Here is a 21,650-nt window from a genome sequence, read left to right as displayed (position 1 = left end):
GGCGGGTTCGGATGCCTTTTCGCTTGGTTTGCGTATGTCGCAAGGTTGTCGGAAACAGTCCCGCGCGGCGCGCCCATAGCGTCCCGCGAGCAAAAAGGGAAGCCCATGCCGACGCCGTCAGGCGGCGCGGGTGGATGTGCCCGGTTTGTCCACCGTGCGCAGCGGCGGGCATCTCCCCAAAGCGGGGCACAGCGCCTATCTGCACCATCATGGCCCGCGGCTCCGTTCCCCCTGACCGGCAATCGTCCGAACGTTTCCACGAGGACAAGGCGACCTATGCGCTGCGCGGGTCGGACCAGCCGGATATCGACAAGGGCGTGGAGACCATTCGCGAGGTGGTGCGCACGCTGCCGGCCAAGCCCGGCGTCTATCGCATGCACGATGCGCGCGGGGATGTGCTTTACGTGGGCAAGGCGCGGGTGCTGCGGAACCGCGTCACGAACTACACCCAGGTGGAACGCCTGCCCAACCGCCTGCGGCGCATGGTGAGCCAGACCCGGTCGATGACCATCGTCACGACCAATTCGGAGGCTGAGGCGCTGCTGCTGGAAGCGCAGCTCATCAAGCGCTTCCGCCCGCCGTACAACGTGCTGCTGCGCGACGACAAATCGTTTCCGTTCATCCTGCTGCGCACCGACCATGCGTTTCCGCGCATCATGAAGCATCGCGGCGCGCGCAAGGCAAAGGGGAACTACTATGGCCCCTTCGCCAGCGCCGGATCGGTCAACACCACGATCAACGCGCTGCAGAAACTTTTCCTGCTGCGCTCGTGCAACGATGGTTTCATGGCGCGGCGCGACCGGCCGTGCCTGCTCTACCAGATCAAGCGCTGTTCGGCGCCCTGCGTCGGCCGGATCAGCGAGGACGATTATGCCGATCTGGTGCGACAGGCGCGCGATTTTCTGGGGGGGAAGTCGTCCGCCGTGCAGCGCGAGATCGAAGGGCAGATGGCGCAGGCTTCCGAAGCGCTCGACTTCGAACGGGCGGCGATGCTGCGCGATCGCTTGCGCGCCGCCACGTTCATCCAGGGCAGCCAGGCGATCAATGCCGAAGGCGTGGGCAACGCCGATGTCTTCGCCATGGCCGCGAAGGGCGGTCACATCGGCATCCAGGCCTTCTTCATCCGGGGCGGGCAGAACTGGGGCCATCGCGCGTTCTTCCCCAGCCATACCGAAGGGCTGGAGGAAGCCGAGGTGCTGACCAGCTTCCTTGCCCAGTTCTACGAGGAGGTGCCGCCGCCGCGCCTGATCCTGGTCGACCGGGCGCTGCCGGAAGCCGACCTGCTGGCGGAGGCCTTGCAGGAGGCGGCCGGCGGCAAGGTGGAGATTTCGGTGCCGCAGCGGGGCGACCGGAGGCGGCTGATGGAGCAGGCCAGCCGCAACGCGGTGGAAGCCCTGGAGCGGCGTCTGGCCGAAACCGGCACCAAGGCCAAGGTCAACCGCGAGATGGCGGAGTTTCTGGAATTGCCCGAAGTGCCGCAGCGCATCGAGATCTACGACAACAGCCATATCCAGGGCACCAACGCGCTGGGGGCGATGGTCGTGGCGGGGCCGGATGGCTTCCTCAACAGCCAGTACCGCAAATGGAACATCAAGGCGGCGCAATCCAACGACGATTTCGCGATGATGCGCGAGGTCTTCCGCCGCCGTTTCGTCCGGGCGCAGGAGGAAGACCCGGATCGCGAAAGCGGCGTCTGGCCCGATCTGGTCCTGATCGACGGCGGCAAGGGCCAGATGAGCGCGGTGCGCGAGACGCTGGAGGAACTCGGCATCGACGACGTGCCGCTGATCGCCATCGCCAAGGGGCCGCACCACGGCCGCGAAGGGCGCGAAGTGTTCCATTTCCCGGATGGGCGGGAGAAGACGCTGCCCGTCAATTCGCCGGTGCTGTTCCACTTGCAGCGTCTGCGTGACGAGGTGCACCGCTTCGCCATCGGCGCGCACCGCGAAAAGCGCAGCCGCGCGATCACGGCCAGCCCGCTCGACGAGATTCCGGGCATCGGCCCGGCGCGCAAGCGGGCGCTGCTGCTGCACTTCGGCACGGCGGGGAAGGTGCGCGCGGCCAGCCTGGAGGACCTGCAGCGCGCGCCGGGGGTCAGTTCAGCGGTCGCGCAGACCGTGTACGATTTCTACCATCCGAACGGATAACCGGCCGAACGGATAGCACGCGTTCAGGGAAAGCTGACGACGGCGTTGTCGTCTGGAAATTCGGCGGCAACGGCATGGGGCAGGCCCGATGCTTTCCACGCGGCCTTTCCTTCCAGCACGGCCGAATCGTGGGCCACGCCGGCCACGGTAAACCGGGTGATGGCATAGGGCAGGCCTTCCGCCCCGAGCGCGGACGGCGCGTCCATCAGCTGGAAATGCAGGTGCGGCGCATCGGAATTGCCCGAATTGCCCAGTCTGGCCAGTGCTTGCCCGGTATGCACGGCCTCTCCCGGATGGACGAGAACGCTGCCGGGCTGAAGGTGGCCGTAGAGCGCGAAAGCACCGTTCCCCAGGTCCAGGATCACGGTGTTGCCGCTGATCGTCTCCACCGTCGGACGACGGCCTTCCTGCGGGTTGGCGCCGGCGTTTTCCGGCAGATCGTTGATGATCGAGACCACCCTGGCATCCGCCACCGCGAGCACGGGCGCGCCGTAGCCCGGATAGCTTTCGTTGCGGCCCGGGTCACCCGCGAGGAAGCGACCCTTGTTGTCGAGCCGGACCCAGTCGATCGCGAAGCGCTGCGCCAGATGCGCCCGCCCGTTGATCGCGTTCCACGAACGCCGGTGATCGGGCGCGGCCAGACCATTGGCGGCCAGCCAGCCGTCGCCGGCAAGTGGCGGGGCGATCACCACGGCCGGCGCGTCGACCGGAGTGGCCGGGCCGGTCAGCGACCGTTCGATCGTCTTTCCATCGGGCAGTGTCAGCGAGAAAGTCAGGCGATGGCCCAGGCCCGCCGGCACTTTTGCGCCGGCGGGAAGCGCAAGATCGATGAACACCACGCCGGTCCGTCCGCCGGGCAGCGTACGTTCGGTGCCGGGGGTGGGCTCCGGGCCGATAGTGCCGATCATCGCGGCCAGATCGGCCGGAGCATAGTGGGCCAGTACCGTTCCCGCATCGTCGAGCAGGTCCAGTGCCGCCAGATCGATCGGCGCCGTGTGAAAGTTGGTGACGCGCAGTTCGTAAAGCAGCCGCGCGCGGTCATCGGTCACCACCGGCGCGGGTGCTTTCGGTATCGCCACATCGACAGGAAAGCCCGATAGCGCCGGTGCCTCTGCCATGGCGACGAAGCCGCCGGTGGGCAGCGGAGCAAAGGCCAGCATGGCGAGGATGGGATAAGGCAGCTTCATCCCGCCATGCTCGCACAAGGCTCCGCCGGGTCAAGCGCGTTGGTCGACGCGCTTTGGCGGCTGGTGGAATGGCGACTGGCGGACGCGGATCAGGCCTTGGGCGCGATCGGCCGGATCATGCCTTCCTGCGCCACGCTGGCGACCAGCCGGCCGTCGCGCGTGTAAATGCTGCCGCGATTGAAGCCGCGCGCATGGTCCGCCCACGGGCTGTCGCAAGCATAGAGCAGCCATTCGTCGGCGCGGAAATCGTCGTGGAACCAGATCGCGTGATCGAGGCTGGCGCTCATCACGTTGCCTTTGTCCCAGCGCAGTTCGTGGGGAAGCGTGCAGGTGCCCAGCAGCGTCATGTCGCTGGCGTAGGCCAGCACCGCGCGGTGGATCTTTGGATCGTCCGGCAGGGCGGCCATGCTGCGGAACCAGGTATTCGCGACCGGTTCCATCCGCTTCGCCGAGGTCCAGCGTTCCGGTTCCACCGGCCGCAGGTCGATCGGGCGTTGGCGCAGCACGAATTCCTGCTGCGATTTGGGCAACTTGTCGAGATGGCGGCGGCGCAGTTCACGCTCGTTGACCAGTTCCTCGGGCGCGGGGACGGCGGGCATCGCACTCGCATGGCGTACGCCCGGCTCCCGCCGGTGGAACGAGGCCAGCATGGTCAGGATCGGCTTGCCAAGCTGGCTGGCGACGATGCGGCGGTTGGAGAAGCTGCCGCCATCGAGATCGCGCTCGACGCGGAAATCGATCTCGTAGTCCTCGTTGCCGCCGCGCAGGAAATAGGCGTGAAGCGAATGGACCGGGCGATCCTCCGGCACCGTGCGTTCGGCCGCCGCGAGTGCCTGTCCGATGACCTGTCCGCCGAAGACGCGGCCGACGCCGCCGGGTTTGCGGCTGCCCAGGAAGCGGTCGCCGCCCAGATCATCGACGTCGAGCAGGCGCAACAGGCCGCTGACAAGTTCCTCGCCGGAAAGCTGGGGGGCAGGGGATGCGTCGGTCATCGCGCTCCCATGCGCGAACCTGCCGTTTACGTCAACGCAAACCCTTGACCTTGGCATAGAGGCGCCAGCCGAAGGCCTTGGCCTTGTTGCTCGCGGGCCACCGGCCGGGCGCGCGCGGGCTCAGGCCGTTCCTGCGCAGCAGTCCGTTGAAGGCCCGCGCATCGGCTTCGGCGAAGCTCCATTCGGAACGCCAGGTGATCGACAGCGATACCGAAGGTGCGGGGCCGTTGCGGACGAAATGCGGGGCCATCACCGGCACGAACAGCGCCTCGCCGGGGGAGAGCGCCCATTCGCGGCCGCCTGCCGCCAGCTCGTCGCGCCAGTAAAGTTCGCGCCCGCCGCCCGTGTGATAGGTCTCGTGCGTTTCGTCTGGGGCGTAGAAGGCATCGCCCGCCGGGAACATCGTCATCACCTTGCTGCCCATCAAGTGCAGCAGGATGTTGTGTTCCGGATCGAAGTGATAGGGCGTGACGCCATCGGGGCTGGTGACGAAGACGAAGCCTTGCGGCTTCAGCATCGCGCCGGTGCGGGCCTCGATCGTCGGGCGCAGTTCTTCCAGCAGGCTTGCCAGCAGTTCGCCATAGGCGGGCACCTGTTCGATGTTCTTGAGCGCCGCCCAGCTGCCGGTCGACGCGATGTTGCGGATCGTATCGCCGATGCCCAGGCCGTTGCCTTCGGCCTTCGCGCCGTTCAGCCCCACGGGCAAGTCGGAGCGGTTGTATTCGACCGATGGCGCCGGCAGTGCTTCGGCCATGGCCGCCAGCGCGTCCAGCGCCATCAGCGGGTGATCGCCCAGCCGGTGCGTCAGCTTGTGCGGCTGTTCGGGATAGCAGGACGCGAAGGTGGCGCGGGCCTCGTCGGCGAAGACGGGCAAGCGGTGGCTTTCGCCAAACGATCCGTGGTCTGGTTTCATGGGATGATCCCTGCGGGATTGCGGTTGAGTTCCATGGCTACCAGCCGTTCGAACGCGGCGCGGCGGGTCGATCCGCCGATCGCGATGGAGAGACGGCCGATCGAGCGGCGTTCCATCCACAGCGAATCGATCATCGGGTGATCGGCTGCGGCGCAACTGTCGCACCATGCAATATCTTCGCGTTCCAGCATGGCCAGGTTTTCCAGCTGGAGGAGAACGCCGGGCGAGAAACGGGCATAGCGTTCGTCGAAAGCGGTCTTGAAGGAAAAGGCGCCGGGCGCCGTCAGGAAGTTCGCCAGCATGGCGATCGGCTGTCCGTCAAGGGTAAGGCTCAGGCGTTCAAGCAGTCCACGATGGGCGGCATCGTTCATCGCCTCGCGGAACAGCAGTTGGGTTTGCGGCGCGCAGGCCAGCGCGCTGCCCGAACGGCCTTTCCAGCCTTCGGCTTCTAGCGTCAGGAATTGCTCGACCCACGAAGCGACCCGCTCGATTCCATCTTCGCGGTGGAACTCCAGCGCTCCCAGTTCGGACAGGCGGGCCTGTTGCCGGCGGTATTCCTTGCGCTTCTTGCCCGGCACCGCGCGCTGCAGGTAATCGTCGGGCGCAAGCCGGGAACACAGCAGCGCGCGTTCTTCCCGATGCACCAGTGCGATGCGCCTGCCCTGTTCCGCGCCGATCGCGTAGAGGCTGCCGATCAGGCCGTTGTCCAGCGGTTGCAGCGCAAGGTGAAGGAACAGGGCCGGGCCGGCATTGGCATCGGCCCAGGCCAGCAAGGCGCGCCAGAATGACGGCTCGTCCCCGCGCGCGACCAGGGGCGCACCCAGGAAGCAGTTGGGATGCAGCCAGTTGGCCAGATGCGGCAGCGGCCACCGGCCATAGCGCCAGGAAGGCGCCAGCGGCATCAGCCCGATCAGTTCACCGCCGCGCTCCAGCCGGGCGATCCGAACCGTGCCTGCGGGGTCGAAACGGCGCAGCGCCGGCAGCAGATACCAGCTTTCGAAGAACGGGTTGGGCGTGGAGGCATCGCGCGCCAGGGCATCCCAGCGCCGCACCGCCTCGGCATCGACCCAGCTGTTCCACGGCGCGACGATCAGCGCGGAATCGCCCGTGATGACGGCGTTAGCCGGTGCTGGCGCAAGGCGCTGCCGGGATCGGCGTTCGATGAAAGGTTGCGCGCTCACGAAACTGACTTCCGGCCCTGGACTGCCTGCGGGATCAACGCCGCGTGTCCGGGCTACCAGCAAGGACCGAAAGTTATGTTAATGATCGCACCGAAATGAAATGACCCCGCCCGAATGAACGGGCGGGGTCGCTTTCTCCCCGACTCGGGCCGGACGTTATGATCAGACCATGCTATGGCCAGCCAGCGCGGCAAGCAACAGCAGCGCGACGATGTTGGTGATCTTGATCATCGGATTGACCGCCGGACCGGCGGTATCCTTGTAGGGATCGCCGACGGTGTCACCGGTGACGGCGGCCTTGTGTGCTTCCGATCCCTTGCCGCCGTGGTGACCGTCCTCGATGTACTTCTTGGCGTTGTCCCACGCGCCGCCACCCGATGTCATCGACAGGGCGACGAAGAGGCCGCCGACGATCACGCCGAGAAGCAAGGCGCCCAGCGCCGCAAAGCCGTTGTCCTGCCCCGCGACCCACGAGATCACGAAGTACACGACGATCGGCGCGAGGACCGGGAGCAGAGAGGGCACGATCATTTCCTTGATCGCGGCCTTGGTCACCAGGTCCACGGTGCGGGCATAGTCGGGCTTCGAAGTGCCTTCCATGATGCCCGGATTGTCGCGGAACTGATCCCGCACGTCGACGACGACATCGCCGGCGGCCCGGCCGACCGCAGTCATGCCCATCGCGCCGAACAGGTAGGGCAGCAGCGCGCCGAGCAGCAGGCCGACAATCACGTAAGGATTCTCGAGGCTGAAATCGACGCTCAGGCTCGGGAAGAATTCGCGCAGGTCGGTGGTGTATGCGGCGAACAGCACCAGCGCGGCGAGACCGGCGGAGCCGATTGCGTAGCCCTTGGTGACCGCCTTGGTGGTGTTGCCCACGGCATCGAGCGCGTCGGTCTTTTCGCGGACCGAATCGTCGAGCCCGGCCATTTCGGCGATGCCGCCGGCGTTGTCCGTGACCGGACCATAGGCATCGAGCGCGACGACCATGCCGGCGAGCGCGAGCATGGCGGTGGCGCCATAGGCGATGCCGAGCGGGCCGGCGAGCTTGTAAGTGATGACCATCGAGGCAACGATCGCCAGCGCGGGAAGCGCGGTGGCTTCCATCGAAATGGCCAGGCCCTGGATCACGTTGGTGCCGTGCCCGGTGACCGAGGCCTTGGCGATCGACTTCACCGGGCGGTAGCTGGTGCCGGTGTAGTATTCGGTGATCCAGATGATAAGGCCGGTCAGCGCCAGACCGACGAAGCCCGCGTAGAACAGCGTGCGGCCGGTGAACGCATAGTCATGGCCGAACGCCTGATAGGTCGTGCTCGCTTCCATGTCGCCGCCCAGTGCGTGGCTCAGAGCGAACCAGATCGCCGGAACCGAGAGCAAGGCGGTAACGAAGAAGCCCTTGTACATGGCGCCCATGATGTTGTTCGAGGAGCCGAGCTTCACGAAATAGGTGCCGACGATCGAGGTGACGATGCAGACGCCGCCGATCAGCAACGGGATCGCCATCAGCGCATCGAGGTTGGCCGCGTTCTTCACGAGCAGCGCGGTCATGATCATGGTGGCGCCGATGGTGACGACGTAGGTTTCGAACAGGTCGGCGGCCATGCCGGCGCAGTCGCCCACGTTGTCGCCCACGTTGTCGGCGATCACCGCCGGGTTGCGCGGATCGTCCTCGGGAATGCCGGCCTCGACCTTGCCGACGAGGTCGGCGCCGACGTCAGCGGCCTTGGTGAAGATGCCGCCGCCCAGACGCGCGAAGATCGACACGAGGCTGGCGCCGAGCGCGAGCGCGGTGAGCGCGGTGACGACGGTGCGGCTGTTGGCCGCTTCACCGGCGACGCTGGTGAGATAGTAGAAGAACACAGCGATCGCGAGGAGAGCCAGACCCGCCACCAGCATGCCGGTGATGGCGCCGGCGCGGAAGGCGAGGGTAAGGCCCTGCTGCAGGCCGGACTGCGCGGCGGCGGCGGTACGGACGTTTGAGCGGACCGACACGTTCATGCCGATGAACCCTGCCGCACCCGAGAGCACCGCGCCAAGCACGAAGCCGACGGCCGATACCGCGCCCAGCGAAATCGCCACGATGACCGCGACGACCACGCCGACAATGGCGATGGTGGTGTATTGGCGCTTCAGATAGGCTTGCGCGCCTTCCTGGATGGCGGCGGCGATTTCCTGCATTCTGGCATTGCCCGCCGGTGCGCCAAGCACCTGGCGGCTGGTCACGAAGCCGTAGACGATGGCTAGTAACCCCAACACTATTGCAATTGTTACTAGGTTCACGAGAGCATCCCCCTTTATTGATCCGGCGCCTTTCTGTCCGGTTGCCCGTCGTTGCGGGTTGGTCGGGGAGGCTATAGGTTTATTCGCGCCTCGCAAGCGAAACGATGACCTGGATCAATTGTCCTGGGTGCCGTGGATATAGCCCAGCCTTCCTGCGGGCGGGATGCCGTCCACCAGCAGCGGATGCGGACCTTGCGGCGCGACCGATCCGATGCGCCACGCGGGGCACGGGGGCGTCATGCCACCCGGCAGGGTGAACAGCAGTTCGTAGTCGTCGCCCCAGCGCATGGCATCGGCGGCGCGCGCGGCGGGCAGGGCCGCGGGGAGCGGCACTGCGCCGGAATCGATCGCGATGGTCACGCCGCTGGCTTCGGCCAGGCGGGCGCTGTCGATCAGCAGGCCGTCCGACACGTCCATCATGGCGCTGACGAGCGGTGCGAGCGCTTTGCCTTCGGCCAGGCGCGGCACGGGACGGCGGAAGGCTGCGGTGTCGGCCGGGGTGCCGCCTGCCTGCAGCGCCTCGAAACCAAGCATGGCCGCGCCGACCGGGCCGGTCAGCCACAGCCCATCGCCCGGCTTCGCGCCGCTTCGGGACGGAACCGGGCGGTGCGTCGCCCCGCCGATCGCGGTCAGCCCGATTGCGCGCCGTTCGGCTGCATGCGTGCCCGGCGCGGTGGCGCCCACGGTGTCGCCTCCCAGCAGGGGTACGTCGAACGCGTCCAGCGCCTCGCGCAAGCCGGCAAGAAACCGCGCGTCATCGCGGCCAAGCATATAGCCCAGCAAAACGCCCGCCGGCACCGCTCCCTTGGCAGCAAGGTCGGACAGGTTGGTGGCGACCAGTTTCCAGGCCACGTCCGCCATGTCCTGCGTGGGCAGCCAGTGCACGCCTTCGACCATCATGTCGTGCGTGAGCACCAGAGCTTCCCCGCCGAACGCCAGCACGGCGGCATCATCGGCCAGCCCGCGCGCCGCGGGATCGCGCGCCAGCGCGCGCAGCGCGGCGATGAACCCGCTTTCGTCAAGAGGGAGGGGATCGGTCACCCCCATCCTTTGGGGCGAGACGGCGTGCGGGTAAAGGCCCGCCTTCCTGTCGCGGATAGAGGGCGTTGCGGCGTGACCGCTTGACCATGGATCGTGTGCGGTTTAACCGTTCGATTAAATCATTTGCCCGAGAGGAGTCGGAAGATCATGGCAACGGCCTATATCGTGGATGCGGTTCGCACGGCCGGGGGGCGGCGCGGTGGCCGGCTCGCCGGGGTTCACCCGGTCGATCTGGCGGCGGCGAGCCTCGATGCGATCGTTTCGCGCACCGGTATCGATCCGGCGGCGGTGGACGACGTTATCATGGGCTGCGTCACCCAGGCCGGGCAGCAGGCGATGCAGGTGGGGCGCAACGCCGTGCTCGCCTCGAAGCTGCTGCCGCAATCCACCCCGGCGGTGACGATCGACCGCCAGTGCGGTTCCTCGCAACAGGCGATCCAGTTCGCGGCGCAGGCGGTGATGTCGGGCGTGCAGGATGTGGTGATCGCGGCTGGCGTCGAAAGCATGAGCCGCGTGCCGATGGGCTCGAATGCCACCTTCCACATGAAGGAAGGGCTGGGGCACTACAAGTCGCCGGGCCTTGAGGCCAAGTATCCGAACGTCATGTTCTCGCAGTTCATGGGCGCGGAAATGATCGTGCAGAAGCACGGCTTCACCAAGGACGATCTCGACCGGTTCGGGCTCGCCAGCCACCAGAAGGCCATCGCGGCGACGCAGGCCAATGCCTTCGCCAACGAAATCGTGCCGATCACGATCGAAACGCCCGAAGGCGAACAGCAGCACACCGTGGACGAAGGCATCCGTTTCGACGCGACGCTGGAAAGCATCGCCGGCGTGAAGCTGCTTTCCCCGGACGGCTCGCTGACCGCCGCAACCTCCAGCCAGATCTGCGACGGTTCGAGCGCGGCGCTGGTCGTTTCGGAAGAGGCGCTCAAGCGTTACAATCTGACGCCCATCGCCCGCATTCACAGCCTGACCGTGACCGCTGGCGATCCCGTTATCATGCTGGAAGAACCGCTGTTCGCCACCGACCGCGCGCTCCAGCGCGCCGGCATGAAAATCGGCGACATCGACCTTTATGAAGTGAACGAGGCTTTCGCTTCGGTGCCGCTCGCCTGGCTCAAGCATACCGGCGCGGACCCTGAGAAGCTCAACGTCAACGGTGGCGCCATCGCGCTGGGCCATCCGCTCGGCGCATCGGGCACCAAGCTGATGTCGACGCTGATCCACGCGCTGCGCGCGCGGGGCAAGAAGTATGGCCTGCAGACGATGTGCGAAGGGGGCGGCGTTGCCAACGTCACCATCGTCGAGGCGCTGTAATCGTTTTCCGGGAGAGGATTGAGAACCATGAAGCTTGATAACACTGTTGCCGCGGTCGTCACCGGCGGCGCGTCCGGCCTCGGCGCCGCCACCGCCCGCGCGCTCGCCGCCAAGGGCGTAAAGGTCGCCATCTTCGACCTGCAGAAGGAAAAGGGCGAAGCCGTCGCGGCCGAAATCGGCGGCGTGTTCTGTGAAGTGAACGTGACGTCGGACGAAAGCGTCGATGCCGGTTTCGCGAAGGCGCGCGCGGCCCATGGCCAGGAACGCATCCTCGTCAACTGCGCTGGCACCGGCAACGCGATCAAGACCGCCAGCCGCTCGAAGGAAACCGGCGAGGTCAAGCACTTCCCGATGGACGCCTTCAACTGGATCATCCAGATCAACCTGGTCGGCACGTTCCGCTGCATCGCCAAGTCGGCGGCCGGCATGCTGACGCTTGATCCGTGTGACGAGTTCGGTGAGCGCGGCGCGATCGTCAACACCGCGTCGGTCGCCGCGGAAGACGGCCAGATGGGCCAGGCGGCCTATTCCGCCTCGAAGGGAGGCGTCGTCGGCATGACCCTGCCGATCGCGCGCGACCTGATGGGCGAAGGCATCCGCGTGAACACGATCCTGCCCGGCATCTTCAACACCCCGCTGCTGGCGGCCGCGCCGCAGAACGTGAAGGATGCGCTGGCCGCCTCCGTCCCGTTCCCCAAGCGGCTCGGCATGCCCGAGGAATATGCCAACCTCGCGCTCTGCATGATCGAAACGGGCTATTTCAACGGCGAGGACGTGCGCCTCGACGGTGCCATCCGCATGGCGCCGCGCTGATACCATAACAGACGCGGGGCGCGTCAACGGGCGCGCCCTGCCGTCCCCGGGAGAGGGCCATGACCGGTTATTCGCAGATTCTCCTCGATATCGAGGAGGGCGTTGCCACGTTGACGCTCAACCGCCCCGAGAAGATGAATGCCTTCACGGGCACGATGATGCAGGAAGTCATCGACGCGTTCGACCGCACTGATGCCGATGACGCGGTGCGGGTCGTGATCGTCACCGGGGCGGGTGATCGCGCCTTCTGCGCGGGAGCGGACCTCACCCCCGATGGCAAGGGCGGGCCGTTCTCCAGCGATGAACAGGTCACGGACCTGTCGGACCCACGGGTGCGCGACAGTGGTGGCCTTTTGACCTTGCGGCTCTACCGGTCGAAGAAGCCGATCATCGCCGCCGTGAATGGCGCGGCGGTGGGCGTGGGCGTTACCATGCAGTTGCCGATGGACATCCGGCTCGCGTCGAAGACGGCGCGTTTCGGCCTCGTCTTCGCGCGGCGCGGCATCGTGCCCGAAGCGGCGTCGAGCTGGTTCCTGCCGCGCATCGTGGGGCTGCCCCAGGCGCTGGAATGGACCATGACCGGCCGCGTGTTCGATGCCGAGGAAGCTTTGCGCGGCGGCCTCGTCCGATCGCTGCACGAGCCTGGCGAACTGCTCGATGCGGCCAGGGGCCTCGCGCGCGAGATTGCCGATAATACCAGCGCCGTGTCCGTGGCCATGACCCGCGCGATGTTGTGGCGCAATGCGGCGGCGGACCACCCGATGGCGGCGCACCGCGTCGACAGCCGGGCCATCTATACCCTGTCGCGCGGCAGCGATGCACAGGAAGGTGTGGCTAGTTTTCTTGAAAAACGCGCTCCCCGCTACCCCGGACGCGTTTCATCGGATATGCCCGCCTTTTATCCATGGTGGGACGAGCCGGACTGGGAATGACCGAGACGAACAGGAAACAGGACACGATGGATACGCCCGGCGCGCGCGAGCTGCTGCTCCAGACGGCTTCCGCGATCATGCGCGAAGGCGATCTGGTGGACATTTCCTTGTCCGAGCTTTCGTTGCGCTCGGGGCTGAACTCGGCGCTGGTGAAATACTATTTCGGTAACAAGGCCGGTCTGCTCAAAGCCTTGCTGGACCGGGACATGGAAGCCATCGTCCGCAGTGTCGATGCGCTGGTGACCAAGGACGACATGGCGCCCGAAGCCAAGCTGCGGCGCCACATCTCCAAGGTCATCGAAACCTTCTACGCCTACCCCTATCTCAACCGCCTGCTGATGCGGCTGGTTCGGGACAGCGACGATGCGGAAGCGAAGCGGATCGCCGAACGATACCTGACGCCGCTCTACCTTGCCTACGAACGGCTGATCGATGAAGGCGTGAAGGCTGGCGTGTTCCGGCCGATCGATGCGCAGCTCTTCTACTTCACGCTGACCGGAGCCGCTGATCGCTTCTTTTCCGCGCGGCTGGTGCTGCGGCACTGCTTCGATCAGGATACGCTGACCGAAGAACTGCGCGACCGCTATCGCGAACACACCATCGACATCATCATGGCCGGTATTCTGGCGCATTGACACGCGCCGCCACGGGAAGGGCCAAGGTAGTTGGCCCGATGCCCGCCTAAAGAAAATGTCGTGCGACCGGTCAGCTTCGCTTGAATTAATGGCATCGTCCTTTTCGCAGGCAACATTGTTTCGCTTGCGAGTCAGGTTGGTTTCATGTGAAGCGATCTTATGGCCGGAAAGCAGACCCGTCTCGATGAGTTCATACCCTATCGCATGGCTGTTACCGCCAATGCGGTAACCGATCTCATTTCCGGCGAATACAAGAACGAATTCGGCCTCAAGATCCCGGAATGGCGCGTGCTGGCGGTGCTGGGGGATGCGGGATCGCTGACCCAGCGCGAACTGGTGCGCGTGACGCTGATGGACAAGGTGGCTGTCAACCGCGCCTGCAAGGTGCTGGAAGATCGCGGGCTGGTCAGCCGCAGTCCCAACGTTGCCGACGGACGGTCGCATCATCTTATGCTTACCGAAGCCGGCCGCGCCATGTACGATCGTCTGTGGCCGCAGGCGCAGGAAATCTACGAGCGGATATTCTCCGCGCTCACCGAGCGCGAGACGCAACGTCTGCGCGTGATGCTCGACAAGCTGCTGAAGGCGGCGCGGGTAATCGAGGGAGAGCGAAGATGAAGCTGACGTCGCTACCACAGGGCCGGGATGGCAGACTGATCATCGTCTCCAGCGATTTGGCCTGGTATGCGGATGCGGACCACATCGTACCCACCTTGCGCGATCTGCTCGATTCCTGGGATCGCAACGCTCCGGTGCTGGAATCGCTGGCGATCGAACTCGAACATGGCGCGATCCCGCGCAAGCGTTTTCACGAGCGCGAGGCGGCCGCGCCGCTGCCGCGCACCTTTGCCGCGTTCACTGGCGCAGAGCGGGCGCCCAGCGACGATCTGCGCGGAGGCCGCGATCCGCTGACGCTGCCTGGCAATGACGTGCCGGGCGATGTCCAGATTGGCTTGGTCGCGGTTACGGGTGACGTGCCCCAAGGCGTTTCCGCCGCCGATGCGCTGGCGCGGATCAGGCTGGTGGGGCTGGTCGATGATCTCGTGCTGCGCGGGGCAGAAGGCGTGCCGGCACTGGCGGCGCGCCATTTCTCGCCGGTATTCGTCACGCCCGACGGCCTTGGCGAGGCATGGCAGGGCGGCCGGCTGGGCCTGCCGCTGACGGTCGAGCGTGGCGCCGAACCGGTCGAGCGGCTTTCGGGAGACACGGTGTCCGATTTCGGGGCGCAGATCGCGCATCTGGCGACGGTGCGAGGGCTGGGCGCGGGAACGCTGGTCGCGACCGCGCCGCTGGGCGTGGTGCCGATCGCGGTAGGGGAAACGCTGCGGATCGAGGCGCGCGATGCCAAGGGCCGCGCGGTGTTCGGCGCGATCGAGCAGAAAGCCGCGCGGTTCTAGGGCCACGGCGTCCCAGCTTGCGCGGGGACGACGTGGCTTTGGAACGCCTACTTGCGGTTGATGAAGTTGTCGCTGATCGAGCAGGCTGCCGGGCCAAGGATCACGATGAACAGCGTCGGCAGGATGAACAGGATCAGCGGCACGGTCATGATCGCGGGCAGGCGCGCGGCCTTTTCCTCGGCGCGCATCATGCGTTCGTGGCGGAATTCGGCGGACAGCACGCGCAGCGCCGATGCCAGCGGCGTGCCGTAGCGCTCGGTCTGGATCATCGTGGTGGTCACGCCCTTCACCGATTCCAGGTTCACGCGATAGGCAAGGTTCTCGAAGGCCTGCCGCCGCTCGGTCAGGAACGACAGTTCGATCGCGGTCAGCGCGAATTCATCGCCCAGTTCGGGATAGGCGCGGCCCAGTTCGCGCGCCACGCGATTGAATGCGGCGTCGACCGTGAGGCCGGCTTCGGCGCAGATGACCAGCAGGTCCAGCGCATCGGGCAATCCCTTGCGGATTGCGGAGGTACGCTTGCCGATGAGGTTTTGCACGAACAGGTCAGGCCCCTTGTAGCCCAGGATCACGATGACCGCGAACGCCATGAAGCGCTTGAAGCTGCCCCATTCGGGGAAGTAGTTGATGCCGTAGATCACCAGCGCGGCGATCAGGCCCAGCACGATCGGTCCGATCATGCGGCCAAGGATGACCGCGACGGCCCATTCCTTCTTGCGGATGCCGCCCTGCGCCAGCTTCTGCTGGATGGTCGCAAGCTGGCTGTCCTGCAGCACGCTCATCTTTTCGAGGAACGTGCGGATGATATCGGTCGTCTCGTTGCGGTGGACGATGCTCGCACGCTTGCGCGTGTTGGGCGTCACGATGCCGGCCTTGAGCTGTTCGCGGCGTTCGTTCAGCGCCTTGACGCGCTTGGCCATCGGGTCCTTGACCGTGATCGCGGCGTAGATGGCGAGCATCACCGCCGCCGCGGCGACGCCGGCAAGGATCGAGCCGACGGCAAGAACGTCGAAGCCGAGGAGGGTGGGGCCGTGCGGGGCATCCATGGTGTGCGTTTCCCTCGCTCAGATCTCGAAGTTGACCATCTTGGCCATGATGAAGCCGCCCAGGCTGAGCCAGACCATGCCGCCCAGGCCGATGACGATCAGGCGTTCGTCGGTGAAAAATTTCAGCATGTAGGCGGGGTTGATCCAGTAGATCAGCGCGAACACGATGAACGGCAGCGAACCGATGATGTAGGCGGAAGCCTTGGATTCGGAGCTCATTGCCTTGATCTTGAGCTTCATCTGGGCGCGCTTGCGCAGCACGTCGGCCAGGTTCGCCAGCGTTTCGGCAAGGTTGCCGCCGGTTTCGCGCTGGATGGCCAGCGTGATGCAGAAGAAGTTGAATTCCGGAAGGTCCAGCCGATCGCCGGTTTCCTGCATCGCTTCGTCCATCGTCCGGCCCACCTTGATGCGGTCGGTTACCAGCTTGAATTCCTCGCCCACCGGGCCGGGAAGTTCGTTTGCCACGACGGTCAGCGTTTCGCTGATCGGCAGGCCGGAGCGCAGGCCGCGCACCAGCAGTTCCAGCGCGTCGGGAAAGCGGGTGACGAAGGCGTTGGTCCGCTTGTTGATCGCGCGGTTGACGATCATGTGGGGCAGGCCAGCGCCAACGAGGATACCGGCGCCAAGGCCCAGCAGCGGTGCGCCGGTCTTGAGCGTGGCCAGCGCCATGACGGCGATGCCCAGCCCGATCGAGGCATAGACGTACTGCGTCAGCGTCCATCCCTTGCCGGTGCGGTGCAGGCGCAGCGCAAGGGCTTCGGACCGCGATGCCGATCCGGCGATGCGATAGGTGGTTGGCTTCCGCGCGGCCACGGCCTTGCGGTATTGCGCTTCCATCTTGTCGGAAGCGCTTTCCGAATGGCGGAAACGCACGGCCTGAAGCCGGCGCTGGCTTTCCTTGGCGGGCGAAGGCCCCAGGAAGAGGGCATAGCCGATGCCGAACAGCGCCAGCACGCCGAAGACGACGACGATCAGGGGCAGGGCGTTCATCGGCATCGGTCTCTTACCTCAAACCGCCACCTTCCAGCCTGTCGGGGACGGAAAAGTGGCTTCATTGTCGTGCGCCAGAGCAGGGGCGGGATCAGGAGGCCGGGGCGGCCGCCTTGCCCTTCTTGGCCGCGAGCATCTTCTTCAGGTCGAACTTGCTCAGCAGCGAAGCCTTGCCCGCCGCGGCTGCGGCCACGGGCTTCATGTCCGCATCGTCGCCGGCGTTGACGATCGCCTTGCCGATTTCGGCGATGACCGTCGTGGCCTTGATGTTGCGGTTGGCGCCCACGAACGTCTGGCCCAGCTTGGCCGCGTTGGCGGCGGCCTTGGCGTCATAGGGGATCATGAAGTCGATCTTGCGTTCGATCGAGGCTTCGAAGTCCGTCTTGCTGATTTCGCCGATGCCGGCGTGGACCTTGTTGACCACCACCAGCGCCTGCGCGTGGGGCGCGTTGCCCTTCAGCCACGACAGCAGGCGGATCGCGTCGCGCGCGCCGGCCAGCGTCAGTTCCGTCGCCACGACCGCCACGTTCACTTCCCCCAGCAGGTGCGGGAAGTTGATCAGCATGTTGCGCGGCATGTCGATCACGGTCATTTCGAACGCGTGGCGGAATTCTTCCTGCAACTGCACGAAGGCCGCCCCATCGGTCATCAGCGGCGCATTGATCGGCGCTTCCGCGGACAGGATCGCGAGATTGTCGTTCGCGCGGATCATGGCGCGCTCGATGAACAGCCCGTCGATACGGCTGGGATTGTCGATCGCGTCGGTCAGGCCACGGCCCGGTTCGAGATCGAGCGTCAGCGCGGCGGTGCCGAAGTGAACGTCGAGATCGAGCAGCGCGGTCGGCATCTTCTGGTCGGAGCTGAACAGCCATGCCAGCGAGGTTGCAATCGTCGATGCGCCGACGCCGCCACGCGTGCCGACAACAGCCGTCGAGATGTGGCGCTTGATCGCGCCGGCATCGCTGGTCTTGGGCGCGGCGAAGATCGCCTGGGCCTGGACCAGCGCATCGCGGACCTGGTTGGGCGACAGCGGCTTCAGCAGATAGTCCTGGATGCCCGAGGCAACCAGATCGCGATAGAGCCGCACGTCGTTGACCTGGCCGACGGCGATCACCACCGTGCCGGGTTCGCAGACTTCGGCCAGCGCGTTGATGTCGGTCAGCGGATCGCCGCTTTCCGAAAGGTCGACCATCAGGATCGCCGGGCTGGCCGTGATCGAGAGCGACTGGATCGCGTTGCGCAGGCCGCCCTTGTTGCACTTTTCAGGCTGCCAGCCCATGTCGACCACGATCGATCGCAGGACATCCAGCGCCGCGTCGTCACACATGAAGGCGGCGAACGTATCGCGATTGCCGTTCTTGAAGGGCGCGTTCATGGCTTAGTTCACTCCCGACTGGCTCGACTGCTGCTTGACGGTGGTGCCACCACCGCCCGTCGGCTTGGCGTCGCGATAGGTGCTGATCGCCTTGGTCGAGCTCATCACCACCGTATCGCCGGTGCCGGTCGCGCCGTGGACAAGGTGTTCCTTGTCGGCCACCATCGCGGCAAGGTTGGCGTTGGTCGCGCAGCCGAAGTTAGGCGATGCGCCATTGCCGAAATTCGCGTCCGACTTGGCGGACCAGTCCGGGCAGCCGGGCACGCTGGCGGTGGTGCGGGTGATGACCACGCGCGCCATGCCTACCGGGACCACGCCCTCGGTCACCGGCGCGGTATCGGCCAGCAGCAGCCCGAAACGCGCGGCCACGGCCTCTACCGCCGTGCGCGTCGCGCCCGACTGGACGGGATCGTCCACCGAAACGCGGTCGCCATAGCGCAGGCCCAGCGTCTCGAACCAGTCGGCCAGACGGCGCTGGTCCGCAACTGGAACGCCGCCGCCCGTAAGGGTGTTGACGTCGAAGGTATAGAGATTGCGCTCCACCACGGGCTGATGAACGCTTTCGAGCGACCGGTTGGTCGGCATGCCGGCGCAGCCGGAAAGGGCAAGGCCAAGCGAAAGGGCGATGGCGGCCCCGGCGAGACGGACGCTTGCAGGACGGTTGGAAATCACGGGCATCGGTCGTCCCTCTCTCAATTGATGCTGAAGCCGGGCGCGGGCGCCTCGGCGCTCTTGCCGGAACGACGGGCGTTGCGCGGTTCGGGCGCGGCCTTGTCGGCGGCCGCGGCCGGCCCCGATGGCTTGTCGAGCGCGCCGACCTGCGAACCGGACTGCACCGTGCTCGGCTTTTCGGTCGGGTGCATGCCCTGCTTGCCGCTGACGCTGTCGCTTTCCATGTTGCCAAGGATGCGCTGCAGGTCGTTGGCGGCCTGGAAGCCGTCGGTCGGCAGCTTGATCTGGTTCGCATCGACCGGGTTCACCAGATAAGGCGTGACCACGATCACCAGTTCGGTCTCGCCGCGCTTGAAGCCGGTCGAGCGGAACAGCGAACCGAGGATCGGGATGTCGCCGGCGCCGGGCAGCTTCTGGATGTTGTTCTGCGAGTTGCTGTTCATCAGGCCCGCGATCATGAAGCTCTGGCCCGAACCCAGTTCCACTGTCGTTTCCGTGCGGCGCACGGTCAGCCCGGGGATGGTGAAGCCGGAAATCTGTACGGCGCCCTGCGAGGACAGCTCGGACACTTCCGGGCGTACGCGCATCGAGATGCGGCCGTTGGAGAGCACCGTCGGCGTGTAGGACAGGCTCACGCCATAGCGCTTGTATTCGACCGAGGTCGTGCCAAGGCCCTGGCTCATCGGGATCGGGAATTCGCCGCCCGCCAGGAAATCGGCGGTCTCGCCCGACATCGTGGTGAGGTTGGGCTGCGCCAGCGTGGTTGCAAGGCCGACCGTTTCGGCCGCATCCAGCTTGGCCAGCATGCCCAGCCCGAACAGCTTGCCCGCCGCCGCCAGCGTGGTGCCGGTGGACGCGGGGTTAACCGTGGTGCCCGGCAGCAGCGCGACCTGCCCGGTCGACGGGTCGACGCCATAGTAGCTGACGCTCGAACCGACACCCAGCGGGGCGCCGGGATGGAAGGTGGAAGCAGCCGATCCCTGACCGATGCCGAACTTGAAACCGCCGGTGCCGTCGATCGAGGTGATGTTCGACGTCAGCGACTTGACCAGCGAGCGGCTGACTTCGGCGATGCGGACCTGCAGGTTGACCTGCAGCGGGGTGGCCAGCTTCAGGCGGCTGATGACCTGGGTCTTGTCGCCGACGAAGGCCTTCACCAGCCGCTCTGCCTCGGCCGCGTCTTCCGGCGCGCCGACCGTACCGGTGAGCAGCACGGTGCTGTTCATCGTTGCCGTGGAGATCTTGGCATCGGGCATCGCCAGGTGGAGCATCTGGTCCACGCTGTCGATGTTGGTGCCGACGCGGACATTGGCCGACCAGATCACGTCGCCCTTGCCGTTGCTGGCATAGACGGTGGTTTCGCCGCCGGCCTTGCCGAACACATAGAGCTGGTTCGTGGCCTTCACCTGCACGTCGGCGATGTCGTTGTTGGCGACGAACACGTCCGACATCCGACCGGGCAGGGTGATCAGTTCACCGCGGCCGATGGCGATGGCGATGCTGCGCGCCGGGCTGGTCACGCTCTGGGCGCTTGCCGCGTCCAGGGCGCCTGCCAGGGCCAGCGGCGTGACGAGCAGCGCGGCCGGAAGCAGCGGGAAGGTGATGCGGGCTTTCATGGTTTTGCCTTTCGCCTGCGCGGGCTTGTGCTGAGTCATCTCAGTTTCCCCCCACCGCGACGGTTTCGGTGTCCTTGCCGCGGGTGATCCTGACGATCGGGCCACGGTTGATGATGATCGGCGCTCCGGCCGGGGCGGCCATCGGCGGCGCGCCGGCGGCCATGCCGTGCGTTCCGAAGCCAGCGGGCACCATCGAAGGCATGGTCCTGCGCTGGAAGCGCGAGACGTCGCCGCCGGTGACGAAGCTGGAACCGTTCTCGACCGGCTGGTGCATCGCCTGCTTGATCAGCTTTTCCTCGTCGGCCTTGGTCGCGCCGGCCGGGATCTTGACCTGGCCCGATGCCAGCGCCTGTTCCAGATCGGCCGAATTGTCGGCGATCGAGCGGAGCGACAGGCTGATCGTGCCCAGCGTCTGGGCGACGGCGATCTTTTCCGCGATCTTGGGCGTCACTTCGACCGTCACCGTGCCGAAGGTGTGGACGCGGGTCTTGCCGTCCACGGTTTCCTGCTCGGTCGACTGGTCGGTCGCCAGCACGCGCAGGTTCTTGAGGATGGTTTCCGACGTCTGCAGCGCGGCCTGATTTTCCGCACCCTTGACCGATTGCGTCAGGACAAGGTCGATGTGATCGCCGGGGAAGACGAAGCCGGCGACGGCGGTGTGATCCGAAACCGCGATGGTCACGGCGCGCATGCCCGGCCCGAGCGCGGCGGCGAGGAAGCCGCGATCGCCCGGCGAGACGAGCGAGCCGCGCGTGACCGGTTCGCCCGCCGTGATCGGCTGGCGCACCACGGTGCCGAGCATTTTCGCCATGTCCGCTTCGCCTTCGACGAAATAGGCGTCCTGAACGAGATCCTTGGGCCAGGGCTGGTAGCCGATCGCATCCGCGGTGATGATCGTGCCCAGCGGCAACGCCCGCTTGGCTACCAGTACCTTGGGACCGCTTTCGATTTTCGCGGCAGCCTCGGCCTGCGGCGTCGGTGCGCCGCCGGAGAGCAGGCTCCTTGCCGCAAAGGCCGTGCCGATCGCGACGATCAGCGCCCCCACCAGCAGAAACAGCTTCTTTCTATCCATGGCCTTCTATCCCGCCCTCTTGTCCGGATTTGCGCCTTTTC

General features: G+C 66.1%; 19 protein-coding genes. 7 read left to right on the top strand and 12 right to left on the bottom strand.

Annotated elements, in window-relative coordinates:
- Nucleotides 1–209: 209 nt before the first annotated feature.
- The gene (uvrC, locus tag FA702_RS07135; RefSeq protein ID WP_136955565.1) at nt 210–2,147 is read left to right on the top strand and encodes an excinuclease ABC subunit UvrC; all 1,938 of its coding nucleotides are present in this window, start codon (nt 210–212) and stop codon (nt 2,145–2,147) included.
- Nucleotides 2,148–2,170: 23 nt separating this feature from the next.
- Here uvrC and FA702_RS07130 read toward each other — a convergent pair whose 3' ends face one another.
- From FA702_RS07130 to thiL, 6 genes are all read right to left on the bottom strand, one after another.
- On the bottom strand, nt 2,171–3,334 hold the full coding sequence (locus FA702_RS07130) for a M23 family metallopeptidase (protein WP_136955564.1): 1,164 nt from the start codon (nt 3,332–3,334) through the stop codon (nt 2,171–2,173).
- A gap of 89 nt (nt 3,335–3,423) precedes the next feature.
- The gene (locus FA702_RS07125; RefSeq protein ID WP_136955563.1) at nt 3,424–4,326 is read right to left on the bottom strand and encodes an acyl-CoA thioesterase II; all 903 of its coding nucleotides are present in this window, start codon (nt 4,324–4,326) and stop codon (nt 3,424–3,426) included.
- A 31-nt stretch (nt 4,327–4,357) separates the two neighbouring features.
- Entirely contained in the window at nt 4,358–5,239 is an 882-nt protein-coding gene (locus FA702_RS07120; RefSeq protein ID WP_136955562.1) for a transcriptional regulator, read from the bottom strand.
- On the bottom strand, nt 5,236–6,420 hold the full coding sequence (locus FA702_RS07115) for a GNAT family N-acetyltransferase (RefSeq protein WP_255504749.1): 1,185 nt from the start codon (nt 6,418–6,420) through the stop codon (nt 5,236–5,238). The genes FA702_RS07120 and FA702_RS07115 overlap by 4 nt, the downstream gene beginning before the upstream one ends.
- Nucleotides 6,421–6,582: 162 nt before the next feature.
- Nucleotides 6,583–8,700, bottom strand: a complete 2,118-nt coding sequence (locus FA702_RS07110; RefSeq protein ID WP_136955561.1) for a sodium-translocating pyrophosphatase — start codon at nt 8,698–8,700, stop codon at nt 6,583–6,585.
- 114 nt (nt 8,701–8,814) lie between these two features.
- Nucleotides 8,815–9,741 carry a thiamine-phosphate kinase gene (gene thiL, locus FA702_RS07105; protein ID WP_255504748.1) on the bottom strand — a complete coding sequence of 309 codons (927 nt, stop codon included), beginning with the start codon at nt 9,739–9,741 and terminating at the stop codon, nt 8,815–8,817.
- A 147-nt stretch (nt 9,742–9,888) separates the two neighbouring features.
- On the opposite strand from thiL, the gene FA702_RS07100 reads away from it, so the two are divergent.
- The 6 genes from FA702_RS07100 to FA702_RS07075 all read left to right on the top strand — a co-directional run bounded on the left by FA702_RS07100 (nt 9,889) and on the right by FA702_RS07075 (nt 14,838).
- Nucleotides 9,889–11,061, top strand: a complete 1,173-nt coding sequence (locus tag FA702_RS07100; protein ID WP_136955559.1) for an acetyl-CoA C-acetyltransferase — start codon at nt 9,889–9,891, stop codon at nt 11,059–11,061.
- 27 nt (nt 11,062–11,088) lie between these two features.
- Nucleotides 11,089–11,874 (top strand): SDR family NAD(P)-dependent oxidoreductase, encoded by a 786-nt coding sequence (locus tag FA702_RS07095; RefSeq protein ID WP_124807743.1) that lies wholly within the window; start codon nt 11,089–11,091, stop codon nt 11,872–11,874.
- A gap of 59 nt (nt 11,875–11,933) precedes the next feature.
- Complete coding sequence (locus FA702_RS07090; protein WP_136955558.1) at nt 11,934–12,806, top strand: crotonase/enoyl-CoA hydratase family protein; 873 nt, start codon at nt 11,934–11,936, stop codon at nt 12,804–12,806.
- Nucleotides 12,807–12,832: 26 nt separating this feature from the next.
- The gene (locus FA702_RS07085) at nt 12,833–13,441 is read left to right on the top strand and encodes a TetR family transcriptional regulator (RefSeq protein ID WP_255504747.1); all 609 of its coding nucleotides are present in this window, start codon (nt 12,833–12,835) and stop codon (nt 13,439–13,441) included.
- Nucleotides 13,442–13,600: 159 nt separating this feature from the next.
- Nucleotides 13,601–14,059, top strand: a complete 459-nt coding sequence (locus FA702_RS07080) for a MarR family winged helix-turn-helix transcriptional regulator (protein WP_124807740.1) — start codon at nt 13,601–13,603, stop codon at nt 14,057–14,059.
- Nucleotides 14,056–14,838, top strand: a complete 783-nt coding sequence (locus tag FA702_RS07075; protein WP_136955556.1) for a fumarylacetoacetate hydrolase family protein — start codon at nt 14,056–14,058, stop codon at nt 14,836–14,838. Before FA702_RS07080 ends, FA702_RS07075 begins: the two co-directional genes overlap by 4 nt.
- Nucleotides 14,839–14,885: 47 nt before the next feature.
- Here the strand turns inward: FA702_RS07075 and FA702_RS07070 are convergent, their stop codons facing one another.
- The 6 genes from FA702_RS07070 to cpaB all read right to left on the bottom strand — a co-directional run bounded on the left by FA702_RS07070 (nt 14,886) and on the right by cpaB (nt 21,609).
- Nucleotides 14,886–15,884, bottom strand: coding sequence for a type II secretion system F family protein (locus FA702_RS07070; protein ID WP_136955555.1), 999 nt, complete (start codon nt 15,882–15,884; stop codon nt 14,886–14,888).
- A gap of 18 nt (nt 15,885–15,902) precedes the next feature.
- A complete protein-coding gene (locus FA702_RS07065) occupies nt 15,903–16,874 on the bottom strand; it encodes a type II secretion system F family protein (protein ID WP_136955554.1) in 972 nt (323 codons plus the stop codon).
- 91 nt (nt 16,875–16,965) lie between these two features.
- On the bottom strand, nt 16,966–18,249 hold the full coding sequence (locus FA702_RS07060; protein ID WP_136955553.1) for a pilus assembly protein CpaE: 1,284 nt from the start codon (nt 18,247–18,249) through the stop codon (nt 16,966–16,968).
- A 3-nt stretch (nt 18,250–18,252) separates the two neighbouring features.
- Nucleotides 18,253–18,927: a CpaD family pilus assembly protein gene (locus FA702_RS07055; RefSeq protein WP_136955552.1), complete on the bottom strand. Its 675-nt coding sequence runs from the start codon at nt 18,925–18,927 to the stop codon at nt 18,253–18,255.
- Between the two features lie 14 nt (nt 18,928–18,941).
- A complete protein-coding gene (locus FA702_RS07050) occupies nt 18,942–20,576 on the bottom strand; it encodes a type II and III secretion system protein family protein (protein ID WP_255504745.1) in 1,635 nt (544 codons plus the stop codon).
- Nucleotide 20,577: 1 nt separating this feature from the next.
- Nucleotides 20,578–21,609: a Flp pilus assembly protein CpaB gene (gene cpaB / locus FA702_RS07045; RefSeq protein WP_136955551.1), complete on the bottom strand. Its 1,032-nt coding sequence runs from the start codon at nt 21,607–21,609 to the stop codon at nt 20,578–20,580.
- Between the last annotated feature and the right edge of the window lie 41 nt (nt 21,610–21,650).

Source organism: Novosphingobium sp. EMRT-2 (assembly GCF_005145025.1).
Taxonomy (GTDB): domain Bacteria; phylum Pseudomonadota; class Alphaproteobacteria; order Sphingomonadales; family Sphingomonadaceae; genus Novosphingobium.
This window is presented reverse-complemented; position numbering and strand designations above follow the sequence as displayed.